We start from the raw sequence: 17,528 nt of genomic DNA, 5'->3' as shown, positions 1-17,528 counted from the left end.
GATGCCTCTTCAATCATGCCGACAAGGAAACTGCCATGAAAATCGCCATGCTGGCGCTATGCTCCGCGATGGCCCTGAGCCTGCCGGCCCGGGCCGAGACGCCCGCCCAGACGGAAAACCTGTTCACCCTGCCGCTGGACGCCTTCCAGCAAAGCAAGGCGCAGCCCAGTCAACGCGTGTATCTGAAACCGGGCGTGGATCTGAAGTCTTATCACGCGGTGCTGCCGGAGCCGCTGCTGTTCATGCGCCAAGGGCCGGACGGCAACTGGCAGCTGCTGCAGCCGGGCGACGAGAACGCCATCGCCAGCTATTTCCACCAACGGCTGCAGGCGGAACTGGCCGCCGCAGGCGTGCCGATCGCGCTGCAGCCGGCGCCGGGCGTCGCCCGGCTGCGCGTCGCCGTCACCGGATTGAGCCAGGAACGTCCCGGCGTCGACCCGATCGACCTGCTGCCGGTCAAGGCGGTGTTCAATCTGGCGCGGCTGGCCGCCGGCAAGGAGCCCTATCTGCTGAAGATCGCCAGCATGGCGCAGCTGGAGGATTCGCAGGACGCCAGCCTGCTGGCCGGCACCGTCAACCTGCGCCAGAACGCCAAGAGCAAGGACAAGGAGCAGCCGCTGACGCTGGACCTGATCAAACCGCTGGTCGACGACTGGTGCCGGCAGAGCGCCCGCCAGCTGGCCGCCCACCTGGGCAAGGCGCCCTGATCACAGCGGCTTCTGCATGAACACGCTGTGCGGGTCTTCCCGGTACGCGCCGAAAGGCCCGCAAAAGCCATAGCCGGCGCGCTGGTAAAGGGTGATGGCGTCATGCTGGAGAACGCCGGTCTCCAGCGCCATCGCCGCGCAGCCGCGCGCCCTTGCCTGATCCTCCAGAAACGCCATCAGCCGCCGCGCCACGCCCAGGCCGCGGCACGCCGGCCGCACGAACATCCGCTTCAACTCTCCGACGCCGTCCGCGTACCAAACCGCGCCGCAACCCAGCGCCCGCCCTTCGCCGTCGCGGGCGACGGCGAACGCCACGTCGGGACGCAGCAGCGTCTCGATATCCACGCCATGATGGCTTTCCGGCGGAGACAAGGGCTTCTGATAGGCGTCCAGCTCGTCGATCAGCGCCATGACTTCCGGCTGATCGGCGCGCTCCAGCTCGATGCGGATGGCGTCGCGCGCCGCTTCGGCCTGCAAATCGAGATATGCGCCGCGCACCAGGCTGGCGCCGGCGATGCCCAATGCCGCCATCAAGGCCTCGATTTCGGCGCGCGCCGCCGCTTCCGGCTCGCCATCGGCCAGCTCCGCCTCCAGCTCGATGAAGTCGCCCAAGCCTTCCACTCGATCGAGATGGATGGCGCAGCGCCCCAAGCGATAGCGGCTGCGCTGCTTGCGCACCCGGCCCAGCAAGCCGTGCGCCTCGGCCAGCAGTTCGCGCAGCGGGTCCGGCGCGGCGGTTTCGCTGGCCAGAAAGAACGAAGGCTTGAGACCGGCCAGGTCTTCGCGCCGGTAGAAAATCAGCCGCCCCCGCCCCTCCCCATCCACCCTCAGCTTCAGCCTGCCGTTGCCGCAGGCGAAAAAGCTGTCGTCCTGCAGCAGCGCGCCCTCCGGCTGCGCCAGGCCGCCCACCTTGCGTTCCAGAGCCGCCCAGTCCGCCACCCTGGCTTTGATTTCGATATTGCGTGCCACTGTCGTTATCCTGTGTTGATCATGTTTGCGCCGCGGCCATATCCCGCCGGTACATGACGAAGCCGCGCTTGGCGTCGCCGCGAAAGCCCGCCTGCAGGAAAAAACGGTGCGCGTCGGCCCGCTGCGCCGAGCTGAGCAGCATGATCTTCGAGCATCCCCTAGCCAGGCAGCGCCGCCGCGCCTCGTCCAGCAGCGCGCGGCCCAGGCCTCGGCCGCGCCAGTCCCGGTCCACCACGATGTTTTCCAGCACGGCGAAAGGTTGGCCGCCGTACATCACGTCCTCGCAAAAACCGAGCCAGGCGCTGGCCGCCAGCCGGCCTTCGCCTTCGCACACCAGCACCTGCGCCCGTTCGCCGTCCGCGAGCGCCTGCAGTCGTTCGGGCAGCACCCGGATGGCCGGGTCGTCCACCAACTGCCGGTACAAGCGGGCCAATTCGCCGGCATCGGCTGCGCGCGCCAGACGGATGGTCGCTTTCGGACTCGCCGCCGTCATCCCCGTCATATTCCGCCCCCTGTAACAAACAAGGCCTGCGGCCATCGATTGCCAAGGCAATCCCCGGAACGCAGGCCATCCGCCGCCAGGCCAACATATACATGCAAAACGCATGCGGCTTCAATACCAATATTGCCAGCCGCGCTCAACCCCGGTCCGGCGCCGGCTCCGCGGCAAGCAAGCGCTGCCAGGCCCCGTCGTCGCGCCACTGCCGGCACCAGCCAGGCACCTCGTCCGCCGGCATCGGCGCCGCTATGCCCAGGCCCTGGGCATAACGGCAACCCAGCTGGCGCAGCAGCATGCCGTGCGCCAGCGTCTCCACGCCCTCGGCGACCACCTGCCGGCTCAAGGCCGATGCCAGCTGGATCACGCTTTCGACGACGCGCCGGTCTTCCTGGTTGCCCAGCATGTCGCTGACGAAACTCAAGTCCACCTTCAGGGTATCCACCGGCAATCGGCGCAGAAAGGTCAGCGAAGCATAGCCGGTGCCGAAATCGTCCAGCGCGAAGCGCACGCCCAGTTCGCGGCAGCGCTCCATCACCCGCGTCGCCTGCTCCACATCGGTGATGGCGGCGCTTTCCAGCACCTCCAGTTCCAGATAGCCGGACGGGACCGCGGGGTGGCGGCCCAGGACCGCTTCCAGCTCGCCGCAGAAATTCGGCCGCAGCAGCAGGCTGGCGCTGATATTGGCGCTGACCCGTATGTTCAGGCCGCGTCCCACCCATTCGGCGGCCTGCGCCAACGCGGCGTCCAGCACCCACAGGTCGAACGCCAGCTCCAGCTCGTTGCCGCGCAAATGCGGCAGAAACTCGGCCGGCGCCAGCAGGCCGCGCTTGGGGTGACGCCAACGGATCAGCGCCTCCACGCCGATGACCTCGCCGTCGAACAGGTTCACCTTGGGCTGGTAGTGCAGCACGAACTCCTTCCGGGCCAGGCCGCGGCGCAGCATATCCAGCAACTGCCGATGCGATTGCGCCTTGCGGTCGTTTTCCGGATCGAACAGCTGGTAACGGTTCTTGCCGCCGTCCTTGGCCAGGTACATCGCCTGGTCGGCATGGCGCAGCAGCGTGTCCGCGTCGACATTGTCCTGCGGGTACAAGCTGACGCCAATGCTGGCGGTCACGCGCACCTCCGCCTCGCCCAGACGCACCGGCGTGGCCACCGCGCTCAGGATGCGGTCCAGCACCAGCATGCATTCCTCCAGCGTGCCGACATCGGACAGCAGCACCACGAACTCGTCGCCGCCCAGCCGCGCCAGGGTGTCGTCGGCGCGCAGTATCGATTTCAGATGGCGGCTCACCGCCACCAGCAGCTGGTCGCCCGCCGCATGGCCGTGCTGGTCGTTCACCGCCTTGAACCCGTCCAGATCGAGGAAGCACACCGCGCAGGACTTGCCGCTGCGATTGGCGCGGATGATGGCCTGGTTCAGGCGGTCGGACAGCAGCCGCCGGTTGGGAATGCCGGTCAGGGGGTCGAAATGCGCTACCCGGTCCAGCTCAGCTTCGTGCGCCTTGAGCTTGGTGATGTCGGAAAAAATGCCGATGTAGTGCAAAACTTCGCCCTGAGCGTCGCGCACCACCGAAATGGACAGCAGTTCGGCGTACAACTCGCCGTTCTTGCGCTGGTTCCACAGCTCGCCGCGCCAGAAATCGTGCCCCAGCACCGACTGCCACAAATCCTCGTAGAATTCGGCCGACTGCTGGCCGGACGACAGCATGCTGGGCTTGCGGCCTATCGCCTCCTCGGCGCTGTAGCCGGTGATGCGGGTGAAGGCGCTGTTGACCTTGGTGATCACGCCCTCGCGGCTCACCATCAGAATGCCCTCGTAGCTGCTGTCGAACACCGCCGCCGCTTCCTTCTGCGTCTGTTCGAACACTTTGCGCTCGGTGATGTCGGTATGGGTGCCCGACATCATCAGCGCCTCGCCCTCGTCGCTGCGCTCCACCACCCGGCCCCGCGACAGAATCCAGCGCCAGTCGCCGCCGCGGGTGCGGCAGCGTATCTCCACCTCATGGCTGGCCAGCTCGCCGCGCAGATTGCCCTGGATCGACGACCGCGTCCGTTCGACATCCTCCGGATGGACATGGTCGTACCAATTCTCGGCGGTGATGCGCATTTCGCCTGGACCGTAACCGAGCATGCTTTCCCAGCGCGGGCTCACCTGAAAGCTGCCGCTTTTCAGGTTCCAGTCCCAGTAGCCCTGGTCCGAACCGTCTATCACCCGCGCCAGCTGCTGTTCGCGGCTGCGCAATGCCTGCTCGGCGCGATGCTGCTCGGTCAGGTCGCGGCCGAAAGCCATGTATCGGCCGTCCTTCAAGCGCCCGGTGGTCAGGTCGACGCAGATGCTGCCGCCCTGCTTCAGCCGCAGCAGCCACTCCGAACGCTGGAACGGCCCGCTGCTCAGCTTGGCCAGATGCTCGGGCAGCGCGCCCAGGCACTCCGGCGCCACCAGGTCGCGGATATGCATGGACTTCAACTCTTCCAGCACGTGCCCGGTCAGCCGACAGGCCGCCGGATTGGCGAAGATGTAATAACCGTCGGCGTCGGTCACCCAGATGGCGTCGCCCGCCTCGTTCAGCACCAGCCGCAGGTCGTCGTCCACCCGCTTGCGCTCGGTGACGTCGGACAAATTGCCCACCAACCGCAGCGCCGCGCCCTTGTCGTCCCATTCCACCGCCCGGCCGCGCACCTGCAGCCAGCGCACGCCGTCGTCCTGTCGCGCCAGGCGGAACTCCAGTTCGATGCGCGGCGTCTTGCCGCGGCGATGGGCCTCGATCGCCTGCAGCACGAAAGGCAGATCCGCCGGGTGCACCAGTTGCCGGAAAAAGCGGAAATCGCCGGTATCGTCCTCCGCCCGCGTGCCGGTCACCTCGTAATAGCGCGGCGAACGGTAGACTCTCCCGGTGCGCAGGTCCCAATCCCAGAAGCCGTCGCTGGTCGCTTCCGCCACCAGCTGCAGCCGCGCTTCGCTGGCCTTCAGTTGCATCGATATCTGCTTGCGGTCGGTGATGTCCTGCACCGTGCCGTACAAGCCGACGATCTTGCCCTCTGCGCCGTGCTTGGCCTCGCCGCGCGCCGTCACCCAGCACGCGGCGCCGTCCGGCCGCTGCAGCTCCAGATCGCAGTCGTAGCCCAAGCCTATCAGGCGGCAGCGCTCCACCGCTTCGGACAGCACGGTCCAGCTCTCCTTGACGAAATAGCGCTGTATCGCCGGGTAGCCCGGCGGCGGCGCGCGATTGTCCAGGCCGAACAGCCGGTAAACTTCGTGCGACCAGCGATGCGTGTCCGTCTCCAAGTCCCAGGACCAGTTGCCGATGCCGGCCAACTGCTGCGCCTGGCGCAGCGCCGCCTCGCTCGCCTGCAGCGCCTCCTCGGCCGCCTTGTGCACGGTGATGTCGCGCGAAATGCCGAACAACCCCCCCAGGCGTCCATCCGGGCTGTAAATCGGCCCCTTGGTCACCAGAAACACCAGCTTCTCGCCGTTCTGCAGCGTCAGCAATTCCTCGTGGGTCTGCACGCGCCCGCCCTGCATGATGACGCGGTCGCTGGCCATCACTTCCCGCGCCGTCTCCGCGTCGAAAACCTCACGGTCGTCCTGGCCCAGCACCTCCTTGCCGCTCTTGCCGACAAAAGCCAGGCCGGCGCGGTTCACCAGCAGGTAACGTCCTTGCGGATCCTTGACGAAGATGGCGTCCGATGTGCTGGACACCACCGCGTCCAGCAGCCTGCGGTTGAGCTCAACCCGCGCCAACGCATGCCGCAGCGCGGCGTTGAACAAGCTGGCCGCCAAGCCGTTGGCCACCAGGAAGGCCAGTTGCAAGCGCTCTGTCCAGGGCGTCAGCGGATCATGCAGATAAGGCGTCGCCATCAGATCGGCCGCCAGCGCGGCCAATACGGTAGCCAGCAGGCCCGGCCCCAGCCCGCCGATGCCGGCGCTCAGGATGACCGGCAGGGCCAGCAGCATCAGCATGGGATGGCTGTCGCCGCCCAGCAGCAGCTGGCGCAGCCCCAACGCGCAGGCGGTAAGCGCCAGCGCCGCGGCATAGCCGCGCCAGCCCGACCAGCGGTCCGGATTCATGCCGCTGGACACGGCCCCCAGCCAGGTCAGCGACGCCGGCGCCTCGGCTGCCGGCACCGAGCGCAGCAGCAGCGACAGCAAGACGGCGGAGACCGCGACGAAGGCGACTCCCTTGACCAGCGGCAACGGCAGCAAGCGGCCCGTTTCCGCCCCAACCGGCAGCTGATCGGCGAAGAAAATCCAAGCCAGGGCAAAAAGAACATAGCTGCTTACGGCAAGCAGGATGAATTTCATCCGCGGGCTCATCGGCATACCCCATTTCCCCAAAGTCTGGCTGGCAGGCAGTCGTCCCGATGCCGGACCGCAAGCCCGCGGCGGACAGCAATTCAGCGGGGGTATCGACCGCTCGCGGGCGCACCCAATAACGGTATAGCACTCCTCGCGCCGTCGCCGGGCATTGTCCCGCGCCGCCGCGCGCCGCGAATGCGCCAATATTGGTTTGAGTATGAACTATGATTGGGCGGTAACCCCTTGTCGCGCGAGGAAATGGGGATGGAGTTTCTGTTCGATCTGGATGATCCCCTGCAATGTCTGGAGCAGATCTACCAACAACTCAGCCCGATGGTGGTGGCCTTCCAGCCGCAGCAGCCCGGCGCCAAGCCCGGACGCTGCTTCGGCAGCGGCCTGCTGCTGGACTACCGCGGCGAGAAATTCATCGTCACCGCGGAAGCGGTGTTGGCCGAGGCCTGCGTCGCCCACGGCCAGCAAGTGCTGGCCTGCCTCGACAAGCTGCAGCTGCCGCTGCAGGATTTGGCCTGCGCCAGTCCGCAGCACATGGACATCGCCGCCATCCACCTGCCGCAGCCCTGGCTGGAGCGGTACGCCCCGCCGCATGGTTTCGCGCTGGATCACGGCGGCGCGCCCGACCCGCTGGCCAGCGCCTTCACCCTGCTGCTGGGCCACCCGGTGCGCGGCCCCAAACCCGCCAGCCAGCTGAATAGCCATATCGGCATCGTATCCCGCGCCTACCGCGGCGACAGCCGCCGCAGCCAGGTGATCCACCCGCTGTTCGTCGAGTTCGACAGCCGCGACATCCTCAGCCGCGCCAAGCTGGACAAGGCCGGCCTGCAAGAGTACTACCAGCTGTGTGGCGCGCCGGCGATCAGCCTGTACCACTCGTTCCAGGACGACAGCAACCGGCTCACCGCCTATCTGCAGGGCGTGGTAGTGGAGTGGGACCGCGACGGCATCGGCGCCACCGCTTCCAGCGCCGCGCTGCTGCCGGGCTTTCTCGACAACTTCCTGCAGCAACTGCGGCGCGGCGACGCCCACTGCCGCGCCGAAGTCGCGTCGCTGCTGGAGAAATACCGCCGCTAGCGGCGTTCAGCCATCCAGTCCGCCAGCGCTGAGCCGCGCGCCGCCAGGCCGCGCCGCACGCTGTCGCGGCTGGCTTCGGGCTGGTTCTGGCTGAGCTTGAACTTGCCCTCCAGCCGCGCCACTTCCAGCTCGATGCCGACGATCGCCCCCAGCAGCTTGCCGATGTAATCTGCCGGCGCGTCCGCCACTTTCCAGGGCGTCTCGAAGCCGGCTTCATGCGTGCGGGTCAGCTCGTCCAACAGGCCGCGCAGCCAGGCCGCATCCTCCACCGCCCGCAGCCGGCCATAGGCGTGCGCCACCGCGTAGTTCCAGGTGGGCACCACCTTGCCGTGCTCGGCCTTGGCCGGATACCACGACGGCGTCACGTAGGCGTCGCCGCCGTGAAAAACGGCCAGCGCGTCCGCGCCGCCCTCCAACAGCCGCCACAGCGGATTGGCCCGCGCCACATGGCCGCACAGCCGCAACACGCCGCCCTCTTCGCGCGCGAGCAGCGGGATGTGGTCGGCGATCAAACCGTCCGGCCCGTTCAGCGTCAGCGTGGCCAGCGGCCGCGCCCTCATCAGCCGCAGCAGGGCCTCGCGGTCGCCGACGGCGAAATGCTTGGGCAGATACATGGCGCTCTCCGGCAAAAACTTGACCATACAATCAATCGTCATCGCCGGACAAGGACCGCGCGCGCCGGCTGCGCTACAATAGCCGCGCCCGGCCGCCATCGCCGCCGGACGCGCATTTGCCACAGGAAACCCATGTCGAGAAAACCGCGGATCCGCTCCGGCGGCGGCGCCACCATGCACGACGTCGCCCGCGCCGCCGGCGTCAGCGCCATCACCGTATCGCGGGCGCTGAACCAGCCGCAGCAAGTATCGCCGCAGCTGCGCGAAAAAGTGATGCAGGCGGTGGACGCGCTGGCTTACGTGCCCAGCCGCTCCGCGCGCACGCTGGCCTCGGCGCGCTCTCGCACCGTGCTGGTGCTGATCCCCTCGCTGGACAACACGGTGTTCCTCGACACGCTGGCCGGCATCGAAAGCGTGCTGGACGCCGCCGGCTACCAGATGCTGATAGGCAACAGCCATTACAGCGCCGAACAGGAGCTGCTGCTGCTGCGCGCCTACCTGCAGCACCAGCCGGACGGCGTGCTGCTCACCGGCCTGACCCATGCCGCGCCGTTCGAAGATATCCTGCGCCGGCGCGCGCTGCCGGCGGTGTACATGATGGACCTGGCCGACGATGGCCGCTGCTGCGTCGGTTTTTCCCAGGAGGCGGCCGGCGCCGCCATCACCCGCCACCTGCTGGAGCGGGGCAAGCGCCGCATCGGCTTTCTGGGCGCCCAATTGGATGAGCGGGTGATGAAGCGGCTGGACGGCTATCGCGCCGCGCTGGATGCCGCCGGCCTGCGCGACGCCGGCCTGGAATGGCTGGACCCGTCGCCGTCCAGCATGCGGATGGGCGCCGACATGCTGGACGCCGCGCTGGCGGCGCGGCCCGACTGCGACGCGCTGTTCTGCTGCAACGACGACCTGGCCATCGGCGCGCTGGCGCGCTGCCAGCAACTGGGCATCGCCGTGCCGCAACGGCTGGCGCTGGCCGGCTTCAACGATTTGCAGCCCTCCGCCTGGTGCACGCCCGCCCTCACCACCGTGGCCACCCCGCGCCGCGAGATCGGCAGCCATGCCGCGCGCCAGCTGCTGCGGATGATAGACGGCGACGAGCCCGATGCTCTGCAGACCGATCTAGGCTTCCAGCTGATGCTGCGCCGCAGCAGCTGAAAGCCAGCGCCGGCGGGCCTTCCGCCTTGGATGCCGCCGCGTTGCGCGGCGACTACATATTTCCCGCGCCCGGCCGAAAACTTGATCCCGCTGCTTGTTATCGCAGATTTGTTAGCGCTAACATCCGCAGACAGATCGCGCCGGCCAAACCGCCGGACATCATTTCAACCATCAATGTTAGCGCTAACATGAAATACGGAAATATCGTGGTGATGGGCGTGGCCGGCTGCGGCAAAAGCAGCGCCGGCCGGCTGCTGGCCGAGGCCTTGAACGCCAGCTTCATCGAAGGCGACAGCTTCCATCCGCCGGAAAACATCGCGCGGATGCGCGCCGGCGTCCCGCTCAACGACGCCGACCGCGCCGGCTGGCTGGCCAATCTGGCCGAGCGGCTGCGCCAGGGCCGCGCCGACGGCGAACGCATGGTGCTGGCCTGTTCGGCGTTGAAGCGCCGCTACCGCGACGTGCTGCGCGGCGGCGACCCCGACCTCGCCTTCATCCACCTGGCCGGCGAGCGCGCGCTGATCGCCGAACGCATGCGCGAGCGCAGCGGCCACTTCATGCCGGAAAGCCTGCTGGACAGCCAGTTCGGAGATCTGGAAGCCCCCGGCGCCGACGAGCGCGCCATCCGCTGCGACATCCAGCAGCCGCCCGCCGCCTTGCTGCGGCAAATCCTGCAGGCGCTCGCCTGAACGGACCCAGGCGGCATTCCCAAAGAAGAAAGAGGAGAACAACAATGAACGCCCCGTCCCCGCACTCGTACAAGATTCCCACCCGCCGCTGGCGCATAGGCTGGCTGCTGGGCGTCGGCATCCTGGTCAATTATTTCGACCGCATCAGCCTGTCGGTGGCCGCGCCGCAGCTGCAGCAGGAGTTCGGACTCAGCAACGGCGAGCTGGGCCTGCTGTTCAGCGCCTTCTTCTGGAGCTACGCGCTGCTGCAGATTCCCACCGGCGTGATCCTGGACCGCTTCGGCGCCACCCGCATCGGCCGCCTGGGCGCGCTGCTATGGGGCGTGGCCGCCACCCTCACCGCCTGCGCCGGCGGCTTCGCCGGCATTTTCGCAGCCCGCGTGCTGCTGGGCGTCGCCGAGGCGCCGGGCTTCCCGGTCAGCGCCAAGGCCACCGGCTACTGGTTTCCGCGCCGCGAGCGGGCGATGGCCACCGCCATCTTCGACGCCGCCGCCAAATTCTCCAACGTGATAGGCGTGCCGCTGGTGGCGCTGGCGGTGGTGCACCTGGGCTGGCGCTGGGGCTTTGGCGTGTCGGCCATCCTCAGCGTGCTGTACTTCATCGCCTTCTACCTGCTCTACCGCGACCCCAGCGCCGACGCCAAGCTGAGCGAGGCCGAGCGCCAGTACATCACCCAGGGCGGCGCGGCCGAGGAAGGCGTCAGCCGGCAAGGGTCGCTGGCGATGCTGGGCTACCTGCTGCGCCAGCGCAAGGTGTGGGGGCTGTCCATCGGGTTCGCCGCCTACGGCTATGTGTTCTACCTGTTCCTGACCTGGCTGCCCGGCTACCTGGTGCAGGCGATGCATATGGACATCCTGAAGTCGGCCTGGTTTTCCGCCATCCCGTGGCTGTTCGCCACCGTCGCCGACCTGTTCGTCGGCGGCTGGCTGATCGATAAGCTGATCGCCCGCGGCCATGACGAAACCCGCGTGCGCAAGACGGTGCTGCTGTGCGGCATGGCCATGGGCATGGCGGTGTTCGGCGCGACCACCACCACCGACCCCTACGTTGCCATCATCTGGATCACCATCGCGCTCAGCGGCCTGGCCGCAGCCGCGCCGGTGGGCTGGTCGCTGCCGTCGCTGATCGCGCCGCGCGGCGGCACCGGCACCGTCGGCGGCATCATGAATTTCGCCAACAACATGATGGGCGCGGTGGCTCCCATCGTCACCGGCATCATCGTCGGCGCCACCCACTCCTTCGCCAACGCCTTTCTGGTGGCCGGCTTCATGCTGGTGATCGGCATCCTGGCCTTCGTGTTCCTGCTGGGCCGGATCGAACCGATTCCCGAACCCGGCGCGTCTTCCCGCTAAGCACGCCAGCCCCGGCGCCCGCCGGGGCTTCTCTTTCCCTTCCCTCCTCGCCGCAAATCCCTTGTGATGTCGCAATGCGGCATCTAGGCTGGACTGAGTCGCACCCGAGCCGGACGGGCTCCGATTTCCACTCAGCGGGAGGGCGTGCCATGAAGCAAGAGGAAAGCAGGCAGCAGACGACGGACGGAGACGCGCCCGACGGCGGACGGCGCAAAACCTTGTCCTGTCTGGCCGAATGGTCCGGCGCGGCCATCGTCTGGACGATATCGGGAGGCATCCCCCACGCGCTGGGCGCCGGCAACGCGGCCGCCGCCGCGGACGGCAAGGCGCTGACCTTCGTGCAAATCAGCGACACCCACCTGGGCTTCCACAAGGAAGCCAATCCAGATGTGGTGGGCAGCCTCAGGCAGGCGATAGCCGATATCAACGCGCTGCCGCAGGCGCCGGCCTTCGTGCTGCACACCGGCGACGTCAGCCACTTGTCCAAACCGGAGGAATTCGCGCTGGCGCGCGATATCTTCAAGGAAATCCGCACCGACCGCGTGCATGCCATTCCCGGCGAGCACGACGCGATAGACGACGGCGTCAGCGGCTATCTGAAATTCTTCGACCACGACGGCAAGAACCGCGCCTGGTACAGCTTCGACCAGGGCGGCGCGCACTTCATCGCGCTGAACAATGTGCTGAATTTCAATATGGGCCGGCTGGCGGCGCTGGGAGAGGAGCAACTGGCCTGGCTGAAAAGCGACCTGGCCGGCGTTTCGCGCTCCACTCCCATCGTGGTGATGGCCCACATTCCGATGTGGACCGTCTACGAACCCTGGGGCTGGGGCACCGCCGACGCGGCGCAGGCGCTGGCGCTGCTGCGGCCGTTCGGCTCGGTGACCGTGCTGAATGGCCACATCCACCAGGTGCTGCAAAAAGTGGAAGGCAATATCGCGCTGCACACCGCGCGCTCGCTGGCCTACCCGTTGCCCACGCCCGGCCAGGCCGGCGTCGGCGAGCCCGGTCCGCTGAAGGTGCCGGCCGGCGAGCTGGGCAAACTGCTGGGCACCCGCCAACTGACGGTAGTGCCCGGCGCGCAGCGGCTGGCGATGATAGACAGGCCGCTGGTCCGCTGATCGCCACATTCCATGGAGACCACCCGAATGACACTCCACCGCATCGCCGCCGCGCTGGCGGCCCTGCTGTTCGCGCTCGCCCCGGCCGCCTGGCCGGCGCCGGCGACCGTGACCATAGACATTTCCAAATTCGCGTTCAACCCCAAGGAGATCACCGTCGCGCCCGGCACCCGCATTATTTGGACCAACCGCGACGACACCCCGCACACGGTCAGCAGCCGCGACAAGATCTTCGCGTCCAAGGCGCTGGACACCGACGACAAGTATGAATACACCTTCGCCACCCCCGGCGACTTCAACTACTACTGCGTGGTGCACCCGTATATGACCGGCGCCGTGCACGTGCGCAAGCCGTAAGCGCAGCCGGCAAACGCGACAAAGCCCGCATTGCGCGGGCTTTTTCCATGGGTGCGCCTTCTCGCGCCGGGCCGGCTACGCTTCCGGCAGGCCCAGCCTGCCCGGCAGCAAGCGCAGCGCCTCGGCGTTGGACGGCGAAAACGCCAGCGCGGCCGCCTCGTCCCAACGCAGCCAGCGGTACGCCAGGTGTTCGCGCGGGGCCAGCGTCACCGCGCGCGGCGCGTCCAGCAGCAGGCCGAACACGTGCTCGTCGTTATGGGTGACGCCTTCAGGGTAACGGTGGCGCCAATGCGGGTAGATCTCGTAGCGGTTGACGATGCCCCAGTCGCTGAGCTGGCCGGCGCCGATGTCCAGCCCGGTTTCCTCGGCCACTTCGCGGCGCGCGGTGTCGATCAGCGCCTCGCCGCCCTCGCGGCTGCCGGTCACCGATTGCCAGTAGCCGGGCTTGTCGGCGCGCTCCATCAACAGCGCCTGGCCGTCCTTGCTATGTATCACCACCAGTACCGATACCGGCTGCTTGCTGCCCATCAGAGCTTGCCCCCCTGCGCGCCCGGCGCCGCCAGCATGCCCGCCAGCTCCACCGCCGATTTGACGCCCATTTTCTCGAATACCCGCGAACGGTGCACTTCCACCGTCTTCATGCTGATGCTCAGTTCCTCGGCGATCTGCTTGTTCAGTTTGCCGGCCAGGATCAGCTGCATCACCTCGCGCTCGCGCTCGGTCAGCAGCGCCAGCGCCGCCGACACCTTGCGCTGATGGCCATGCAGCTGGCGGTTCTGCTCGTCCAGCGCCACCGCCGCCGCCGCGCGCTCCAGCAGGTGCACGTCGTCGAACGGCTTCTCGATGAAATCGAGCGCGCCCAGCTTCAGCGCCGCCACCGCGTGCGGCACGTCGCCGTGTGCGGTCAGCATGATCACCGGCGGGCAGTACGGCCGGCCGGCCAGCTTCTCCAGCAACACGATGCCGCTGATGCCGGACAGCCTGAGGTCCAGGATGATGCCGTTGTACTCCGCCTCGCAGCCGTCGGCGAGAAAGGCCTCGCCGCTGTCGAAGCCGTCGGCGCGGTAGCCCTGGCCGTCCAGCAGCCACAGCAGCGATTGCCGCACCGCTTCGTCGTCGTCGATGATGGCCAGCCGTTTTGCGCTCATTGCCTTCTCCTGCCTCACGCCTGCGCGGGCTTGTCGCCGATGATGCGCACTTCCCGCTGCGGGAACGGAATCTCGATATGGTGCTGCTTGAACAGCCGCCAGATGGCTAGGTTGATGTCCGACTTCAGCCCCATGAAGCCGTTTTCCGGATCGGCCACCCAGAAGCCCAGCTCCAGGTTGATGCCGCTGTCGGCGAACAGCGTGACGAAGGCGTTCGGCCCCGGGTTCTTCAGCACCCGCGGCTGGTCGGCCGCCTGCTTCAGCAGCGACAGCGCAAGGTCGAGGTCGGTGCCGTAAGCCACCTGCACTGGCAGGCTGGTCCACATATTCTTGTCGGAGTACGACTGGTTGATCACCGTGTTCGACATCAGCGCGTCGTTGGGGATCAGCGCCTCGGTGCCGTCGGCGCCCTTCAGCACCACGTAGCGCGAAGTCATCTTGGTGACGTAGCCGACGCGGTTGTCCACCATCAGCCGGTCGCCGATGCGGATCGAGTGGTCGAGCAGAATGATGAAGCCGGACACGAAATTGCTGGCGATCTTCTGCAAACCCAAGCCCAGGCCGATGCCCACCGCGCCGCCGAACACCGACAGCACGGTCAGGTCTATGCCCATCACCGGCAGCGCCACCAGCACCGAGGCCACCACCAAGCCGGTGCGGGTCAGCTTGGCGAACACGATGCGCAGATTGGGGTCGAGGTGCTTGAGCTTCATGATGCGCGCTTCAAGCAGGCGGCTGGCCCACAGCGCCACCACCACGATCACCGTCACCCACAGCAGGCCGTTGATGATGGTCAGCAGGTCCAGCCGGGTCTTGCCGATGTGGAAGGAGATGGACTCCAGCCAGTCCATCACCGCCACGTCGAAGCCTATGGTCCAGCTGACGAAGCCCAGCCAGAACATCGAGGCCAGAAAGTGTTCGGTATTGCGCTCGAACTTGCCTTGCGGCAGCGCCTGGCGCACCACCGCCGTGCACAGCCGGATCACCGCCAGCCAGAACAGCAGCGCGCTGATGATGTGCAGCACCAGCATAGGCGCGTGCTCGAAGCGGCTCCAGGCCAGGCTCACCAGCACCACCAGCAACTGGGCCGACACCGGCAGCACCAGGCGGAAGCCGGTATAGGGCAGGAAGCGGTCGTAGCGCTCGGGGTGATGGGCGAACCAGTGGATGAACAAGCGGCGGGCGATCGCGTAGGCGGCCAGCACGCACAGCGCGCCCAGGCCCAGCTCGATCAGGCCGTTCTCGGTCTGCAGCGCGTCAAGCAACGCGAAAAAATTCATTTCCTTGCGGATGAACAGCAATGTTCCACTCCTTGTTTAACGGCAAACCGCCCCTCGCCGGGGCGGTTTTCAGGCTCAGGCGGATTCGGGCGCCGCCAGCCTGCCTTCGTTCAGGCGCAACACCCGCTGGGTGCGCGCCGCCAGGTCCAGGTCATGCGTGACGATGATCAGGCTGGTGCCCAGCGTCCGGTTCAACTCCAGCATCAGCTCGAACACCTGGCGCGCGGTCTGGGCATCCAGATTGCCGGTGGGCTCGTCGGCCAGCAGGCAGGCAGGCTCGGTCACCAGCGCCCGAGCGATGGCCGCGCGCTGGCGCTCGCCGCCGGACAGCTCGCCCGGCTTGTGCTCCAGCCGCTTGCCCAGCCCCACCCGCTCCAGCATGTCGCCGGCGCGGCGCGCCGCCTCTTTCTTGTCCATGCGGCGGATCAGCAGCGGCATCATCACGTTTTCCAGCGCCGAGAATTCCGGCAGCAGATGGTGGAACTGGTAGACGAAGCCCATCGATTCATTGCGCAGCTTGCCGCGCTCCTGCTCGGACAGCTTGGACAAGTCCTTCCCCAGCACCTCCACCGTGCCATGGCTGGGGCTGTCCAGCCCGCCCAGCAGATGCAGCAGCGTGCTCTTGCCGGAACCGGACGCGCCGACGATGGCCAGGTGCTCGCCCTTGGCGACTTCCAGGCTAACGTCGCTGAGCACGTCCAGCGCCAGCTTGCCTTCCTCGTAACGCTTGCCCAGCCCCTGGCAGCTCAATACCTTACTCATAGCGCAGCGCCTCCGCCGGTTGGGTGCGCGCCGCGCGCCAGCTGGGGTACAGCGTGGCGAACAGGGCCAGCAACAGGGAAATGATGGTGATGGTGGACACGTCGCCCCACTGCACGTCGGACGGCAGGTAGTCGATCATGTACACCTCGCTGGACAGAATCTTGGTGCCGATGATGCGCTCGATCACCGGCACGATCACGTCCAGATTGAGCGCGATCACCACGCCGCCGACGGCGCCGGACAATGTGCCCAGCACCCCGGCCACCGCGCCCTGGATCATGAAGATCTTCATGATGCTGCCGGGCGACGCGCCCAGCGTGCGCAGGATGGCGATGTCGGCCTGCTTGTCGGTCACCACCATCACCAGCGTCGATACCAGATTGAACGCCGCCACCGCGACGATCAGCGTCAGGATGATGGTCATCATCCGTTTTTCTATCTGCACCGCGCGGAAATAGTTGGCGTTGGTGTCGGTCCAGTCGGTCACCATCAGCTGCGGCAGCTGCGGACGCAGATCGGCCTTCAGCTGAGGCGCCAGCATGGGGTCGTCCAGCTTCAGCCGCACGCCGCTGACGGTGTCGCCCATGCGGGCGAGCAGCTGCGCGTCGCGCAGATTGACCATCGCCAACGAGGCGTCGAATTCGAACATGTCCACCTTGAACAGGCCGGTCACGGTGAACTGCTTGGTGCGCGGAATCATGCCGGCCGGCGTGATGTTGCCTTGCGGCGTCATCAGCGTCACCTTGTCGCCGACGCCGACGCCCAGCTGGCGCGCCAGCTCCACGCCCAGCGCCATGCCGAAGCTGCCCGGCTTCAGGTCTTCCAGCTTGCCGGCCACCATGTGGCGGCCCACGTCCACCACCTTGTCTTCCTGCGCCGGATCGATGCCGCGCAGCAGGCCGCCGCGCACATTGCCGTAGGCGACGAACAGGCCCTGGCTGTTGACGAAGGGCGCGGCCGCCACGACGTGAGGCTGCTTGACCAGCATGTCGCGCGCGCCCTGCCAGTTGCCGAGGCGGCCATCGTAGCTGCTCACTTCCAGATGGGAAGCCACGCTGAGGATGCGGCCGCGGATTTCCTTCTGGAAACCGTTCATCACCGACAGCACGATGATCAGCGCCGCCACGCCCAGGGCGATGCCGACGATGGAAATCAGGGAAATGAAGGAAATGAACCCGTTGCGGCGCTTGGCGCGCAGGTAACGCAGCCCGATAAAGGCTTCAAATGGCATCAAGATGGTTCTCTCATTCGGTGCGGTAGGGGTTGTCCAGGTTCTGCATCATCGCCACCATGAAGTCGCGCACCTGTTTTTCGTCGCAGCCCATCAGCACGGCGTCCTCGAAGGCGTCCTGCGCCATCTGCGCGATCTCCTCCAGGTTCTCGCGCATCACTTTCAGTTTTTCGACGCAGGCCACCACGTTGCCGTCGGGGTCGCGCCACACCGGAAATTCCATATTCAATGCCATTGACTCAGTTCCTGAAAACACGA

The 17,528-nt window shown here is 67.0% G+C and carries 17 protein-coding genes; 7 read left to right on the top strand and 10 right to left on the bottom strand.

Annotated features, from left to right (window positions below; all coding sequences use genetic code 11):
• Positions 1-35: 35 nt before the first annotated feature.
• A complete protein-coding gene (locus U6115_RS09695) occupies positions 36-707 on the top strand; it encodes a DUF3313 domain-containing protein (protein WP_043575964.1) in 672 nt (223 codons plus the stop codon).
• Here the strand turns inward: U6115_RS09695 and U6115_RS09690 are convergent, their stop codons facing one another.
• The 3 genes from U6115_RS09690 to U6115_RS09680 all read right to left on the bottom strand — a co-directional run bounded on the left by U6115_RS09690 (position 708) and on the right by U6115_RS09680 (position 6,481).
• The gene (locus U6115_RS09690) at positions 708-1,676 is read right to left on the bottom strand and encodes a GNAT family N-acetyltransferase (protein WP_230623380.1); all 969 of its coding nucleotides are present in this window, start codon (positions 1,674-1,676) and stop codon (positions 708-710) included.
• Positions 1,677-1,695: 19 nt separating this feature from the next.
• On the bottom strand, positions 1,696-2,178 hold the full coding sequence (locus U6115_RS09685) for a GNAT family N-acetyltransferase (protein ID WP_197465984.1): 483 nt from the start codon (positions 2,176-2,178) through the stop codon (positions 1,696-1,698).
• A 136-nt stretch (positions 2,179-2,314) separates the two neighbouring features.
• Positions 2,315-6,481, bottom strand: a complete 4,167-nt coding sequence (locus tag U6115_RS09680; protein ID WP_052258095.1) for a sensor domain-containing protein — start codon at positions 6,479-6,481, stop codon at positions 2,315-2,317.
• Positions 6,482-6,739: 258 nt separating this feature from the next.
• Between U6115_RS09680 and U6115_RS09675 the strand changes: the two genes are divergently transcribed.
• Positions 6,740-7,564 (top strand): hypothetical protein, encoded by an 825-nt coding sequence (locus U6115_RS09675; protein WP_043575968.1) that lies wholly within the window; start codon positions 6,740-6,742, stop codon positions 7,562-7,564.
• On the opposite strand, the gene U6115_RS09670 is transcribed toward U6115_RS09675, so the two are convergent.
• Positions 7,561-8,178 (bottom strand): FMN-binding negative transcriptional regulator, encoded by a 618-nt coding sequence (locus U6115_RS09670; RefSeq protein ID WP_043576223.1) that lies wholly within the window; start codon positions 8,176-8,178, stop codon positions 7,561-7,563. The genes U6115_RS09675 and U6115_RS09670 overlap by 4 nt on opposite strands.
• Positions 8,179-8,310: 132 nt before the next feature.
• Here U6115_RS09670 and gntR point away from each other — a divergent pair, with 132 nt between their 5' ends.
• From gntR to U6115_RS09645, 5 genes are all read left to right on the top strand, one after another.
• Positions 8,311-9,330 carry an HTH-type transcriptional regulator GntR gene (gene gntR / locus U6115_RS09665; RefSeq protein ID WP_043575970.1) on the top strand — a complete coding sequence of 340 codons (1,020 nt, stop codon included), beginning with the start codon at positions 8,311-8,313 and terminating at the stop codon, positions 9,328-9,330.
• 188 nt (positions 9,331-9,518) lie between these two features.
• Entirely contained in the window at positions 9,519-10,019 is a 501-nt protein-coding gene (locus tag U6115_RS09660) for a gluconokinase (RefSeq protein WP_043575971.1), read from the top strand.
• Positions 10,020-10,063: 44 nt separating this feature from the next.
• The gene (locus tag U6115_RS09655) at positions 10,064-11,371 is read left to right on the top strand and encodes an MFS transporter (protein ID WP_043575975.1); all 1,308 of its coding nucleotides are present in this window, start codon (positions 10,064-10,066) and stop codon (positions 11,369-11,371) included.
• Between the two features lie 149 nt (positions 11,372-11,520).
• Positions 11,521-12,492 carry a metallophosphoesterase family protein gene (locus tag U6115_RS09650; RefSeq protein WP_043575977.1) on the top strand — a complete coding sequence of 324 codons (972 nt, stop codon included), beginning with the start codon at positions 11,521-11,523 and terminating at the stop codon, positions 12,490-12,492.
• 27 nt (positions 12,493-12,519) lie between these two features.
• On the top strand, positions 12,520-12,849 hold the full coding sequence (locus tag U6115_RS09645; RefSeq protein WP_043575978.1) for a cupredoxin domain-containing protein: 330 nt from the start codon (positions 12,520-12,522) through the stop codon (positions 12,847-12,849).
• Positions 12,850-12,924: 75 nt separating this feature from the next.
• Here the strand turns inward: U6115_RS09645 and nudB are convergent, their stop codons facing one another.
• From nudB to U6115_RS09615, 6 genes are read right to left on the bottom strand one after another with little or no spacing between them, the layout of a single operon-like run.
• A complete protein-coding gene (nudB, locus tag U6115_RS09640) occupies positions 12,925-13,377 on the bottom strand; it encodes a dihydroneopterin triphosphate diphosphatase (protein ID WP_043575979.1) in 453 nt (150 codons plus the stop codon).
• The gene (locus U6115_RS09635; protein ID WP_043575987.1) at positions 13,377-13,997 is read right to left on the bottom strand and encodes a response regulator transcription factor; all 621 of its coding nucleotides are present in this window, start codon (positions 13,995-13,997) and stop codon (positions 13,377-13,379) included. The genes nudB and U6115_RS09635 overlap by 1 nt, the downstream gene beginning before the upstream one ends.
• A 14-nt stretch (positions 13,998-14,011) precedes the next feature.
• Positions 14,012-15,298 (bottom strand): mechanosensitive ion channel family protein, encoded by a 1,287-nt coding sequence (locus tag U6115_RS09630; protein ID WP_052258096.1) that lies wholly within the window; start codon positions 15,296-15,298, stop codon positions 14,012-14,014.
• Positions 15,299-15,352: 54 nt separating this feature from the next.
• Positions 15,353-16,039: a lipoprotein-releasing ABC transporter ATP-binding protein LolD gene (lolD, locus tag U6115_RS09625; protein WP_043575989.1), complete on the bottom strand. Its 687-nt coding sequence runs from the start codon at positions 16,037-16,039 to the stop codon at positions 15,353-15,355.
• On the bottom strand, positions 16,032-17,273 hold the full coding sequence (locus U6115_RS09620; protein ID WP_197465983.1) for a lipoprotein-releasing ABC transporter permease subunit: 1,242 nt from the start codon (positions 17,271-17,273) through the stop codon (positions 16,032-16,034). The genes lolD and U6115_RS09620 overlap by 8 nt, the downstream gene beginning before the upstream one ends.
• Positions 17,274-17,283: 10 nt before the next feature.
• Entirely contained in the window at positions 17,284-17,505 is a 222-nt protein-coding gene (locus U6115_RS09615; RefSeq protein WP_369816091.1) for a hypothetical protein, read from the bottom strand.
• Positions 17,506-17,528: the final 23 nt, after the last annotated feature.

The sequence above is a fragment of the Chromobacterium subtsugae genome (genome assembly GCF_035919665.1).
In the GTDB taxonomy this organism is placed as follows: domain Bacteria; phylum Pseudomonadota; class Gammaproteobacteria; order Burkholderiales; family Chromobacteriaceae; genus Chromobacterium; species Chromobacterium subtsugae.
The sequence above is the reverse complement of the archived record's forward strand: the minus strand, read 5'-3'. Positions and strand labels throughout refer to the sequence as shown.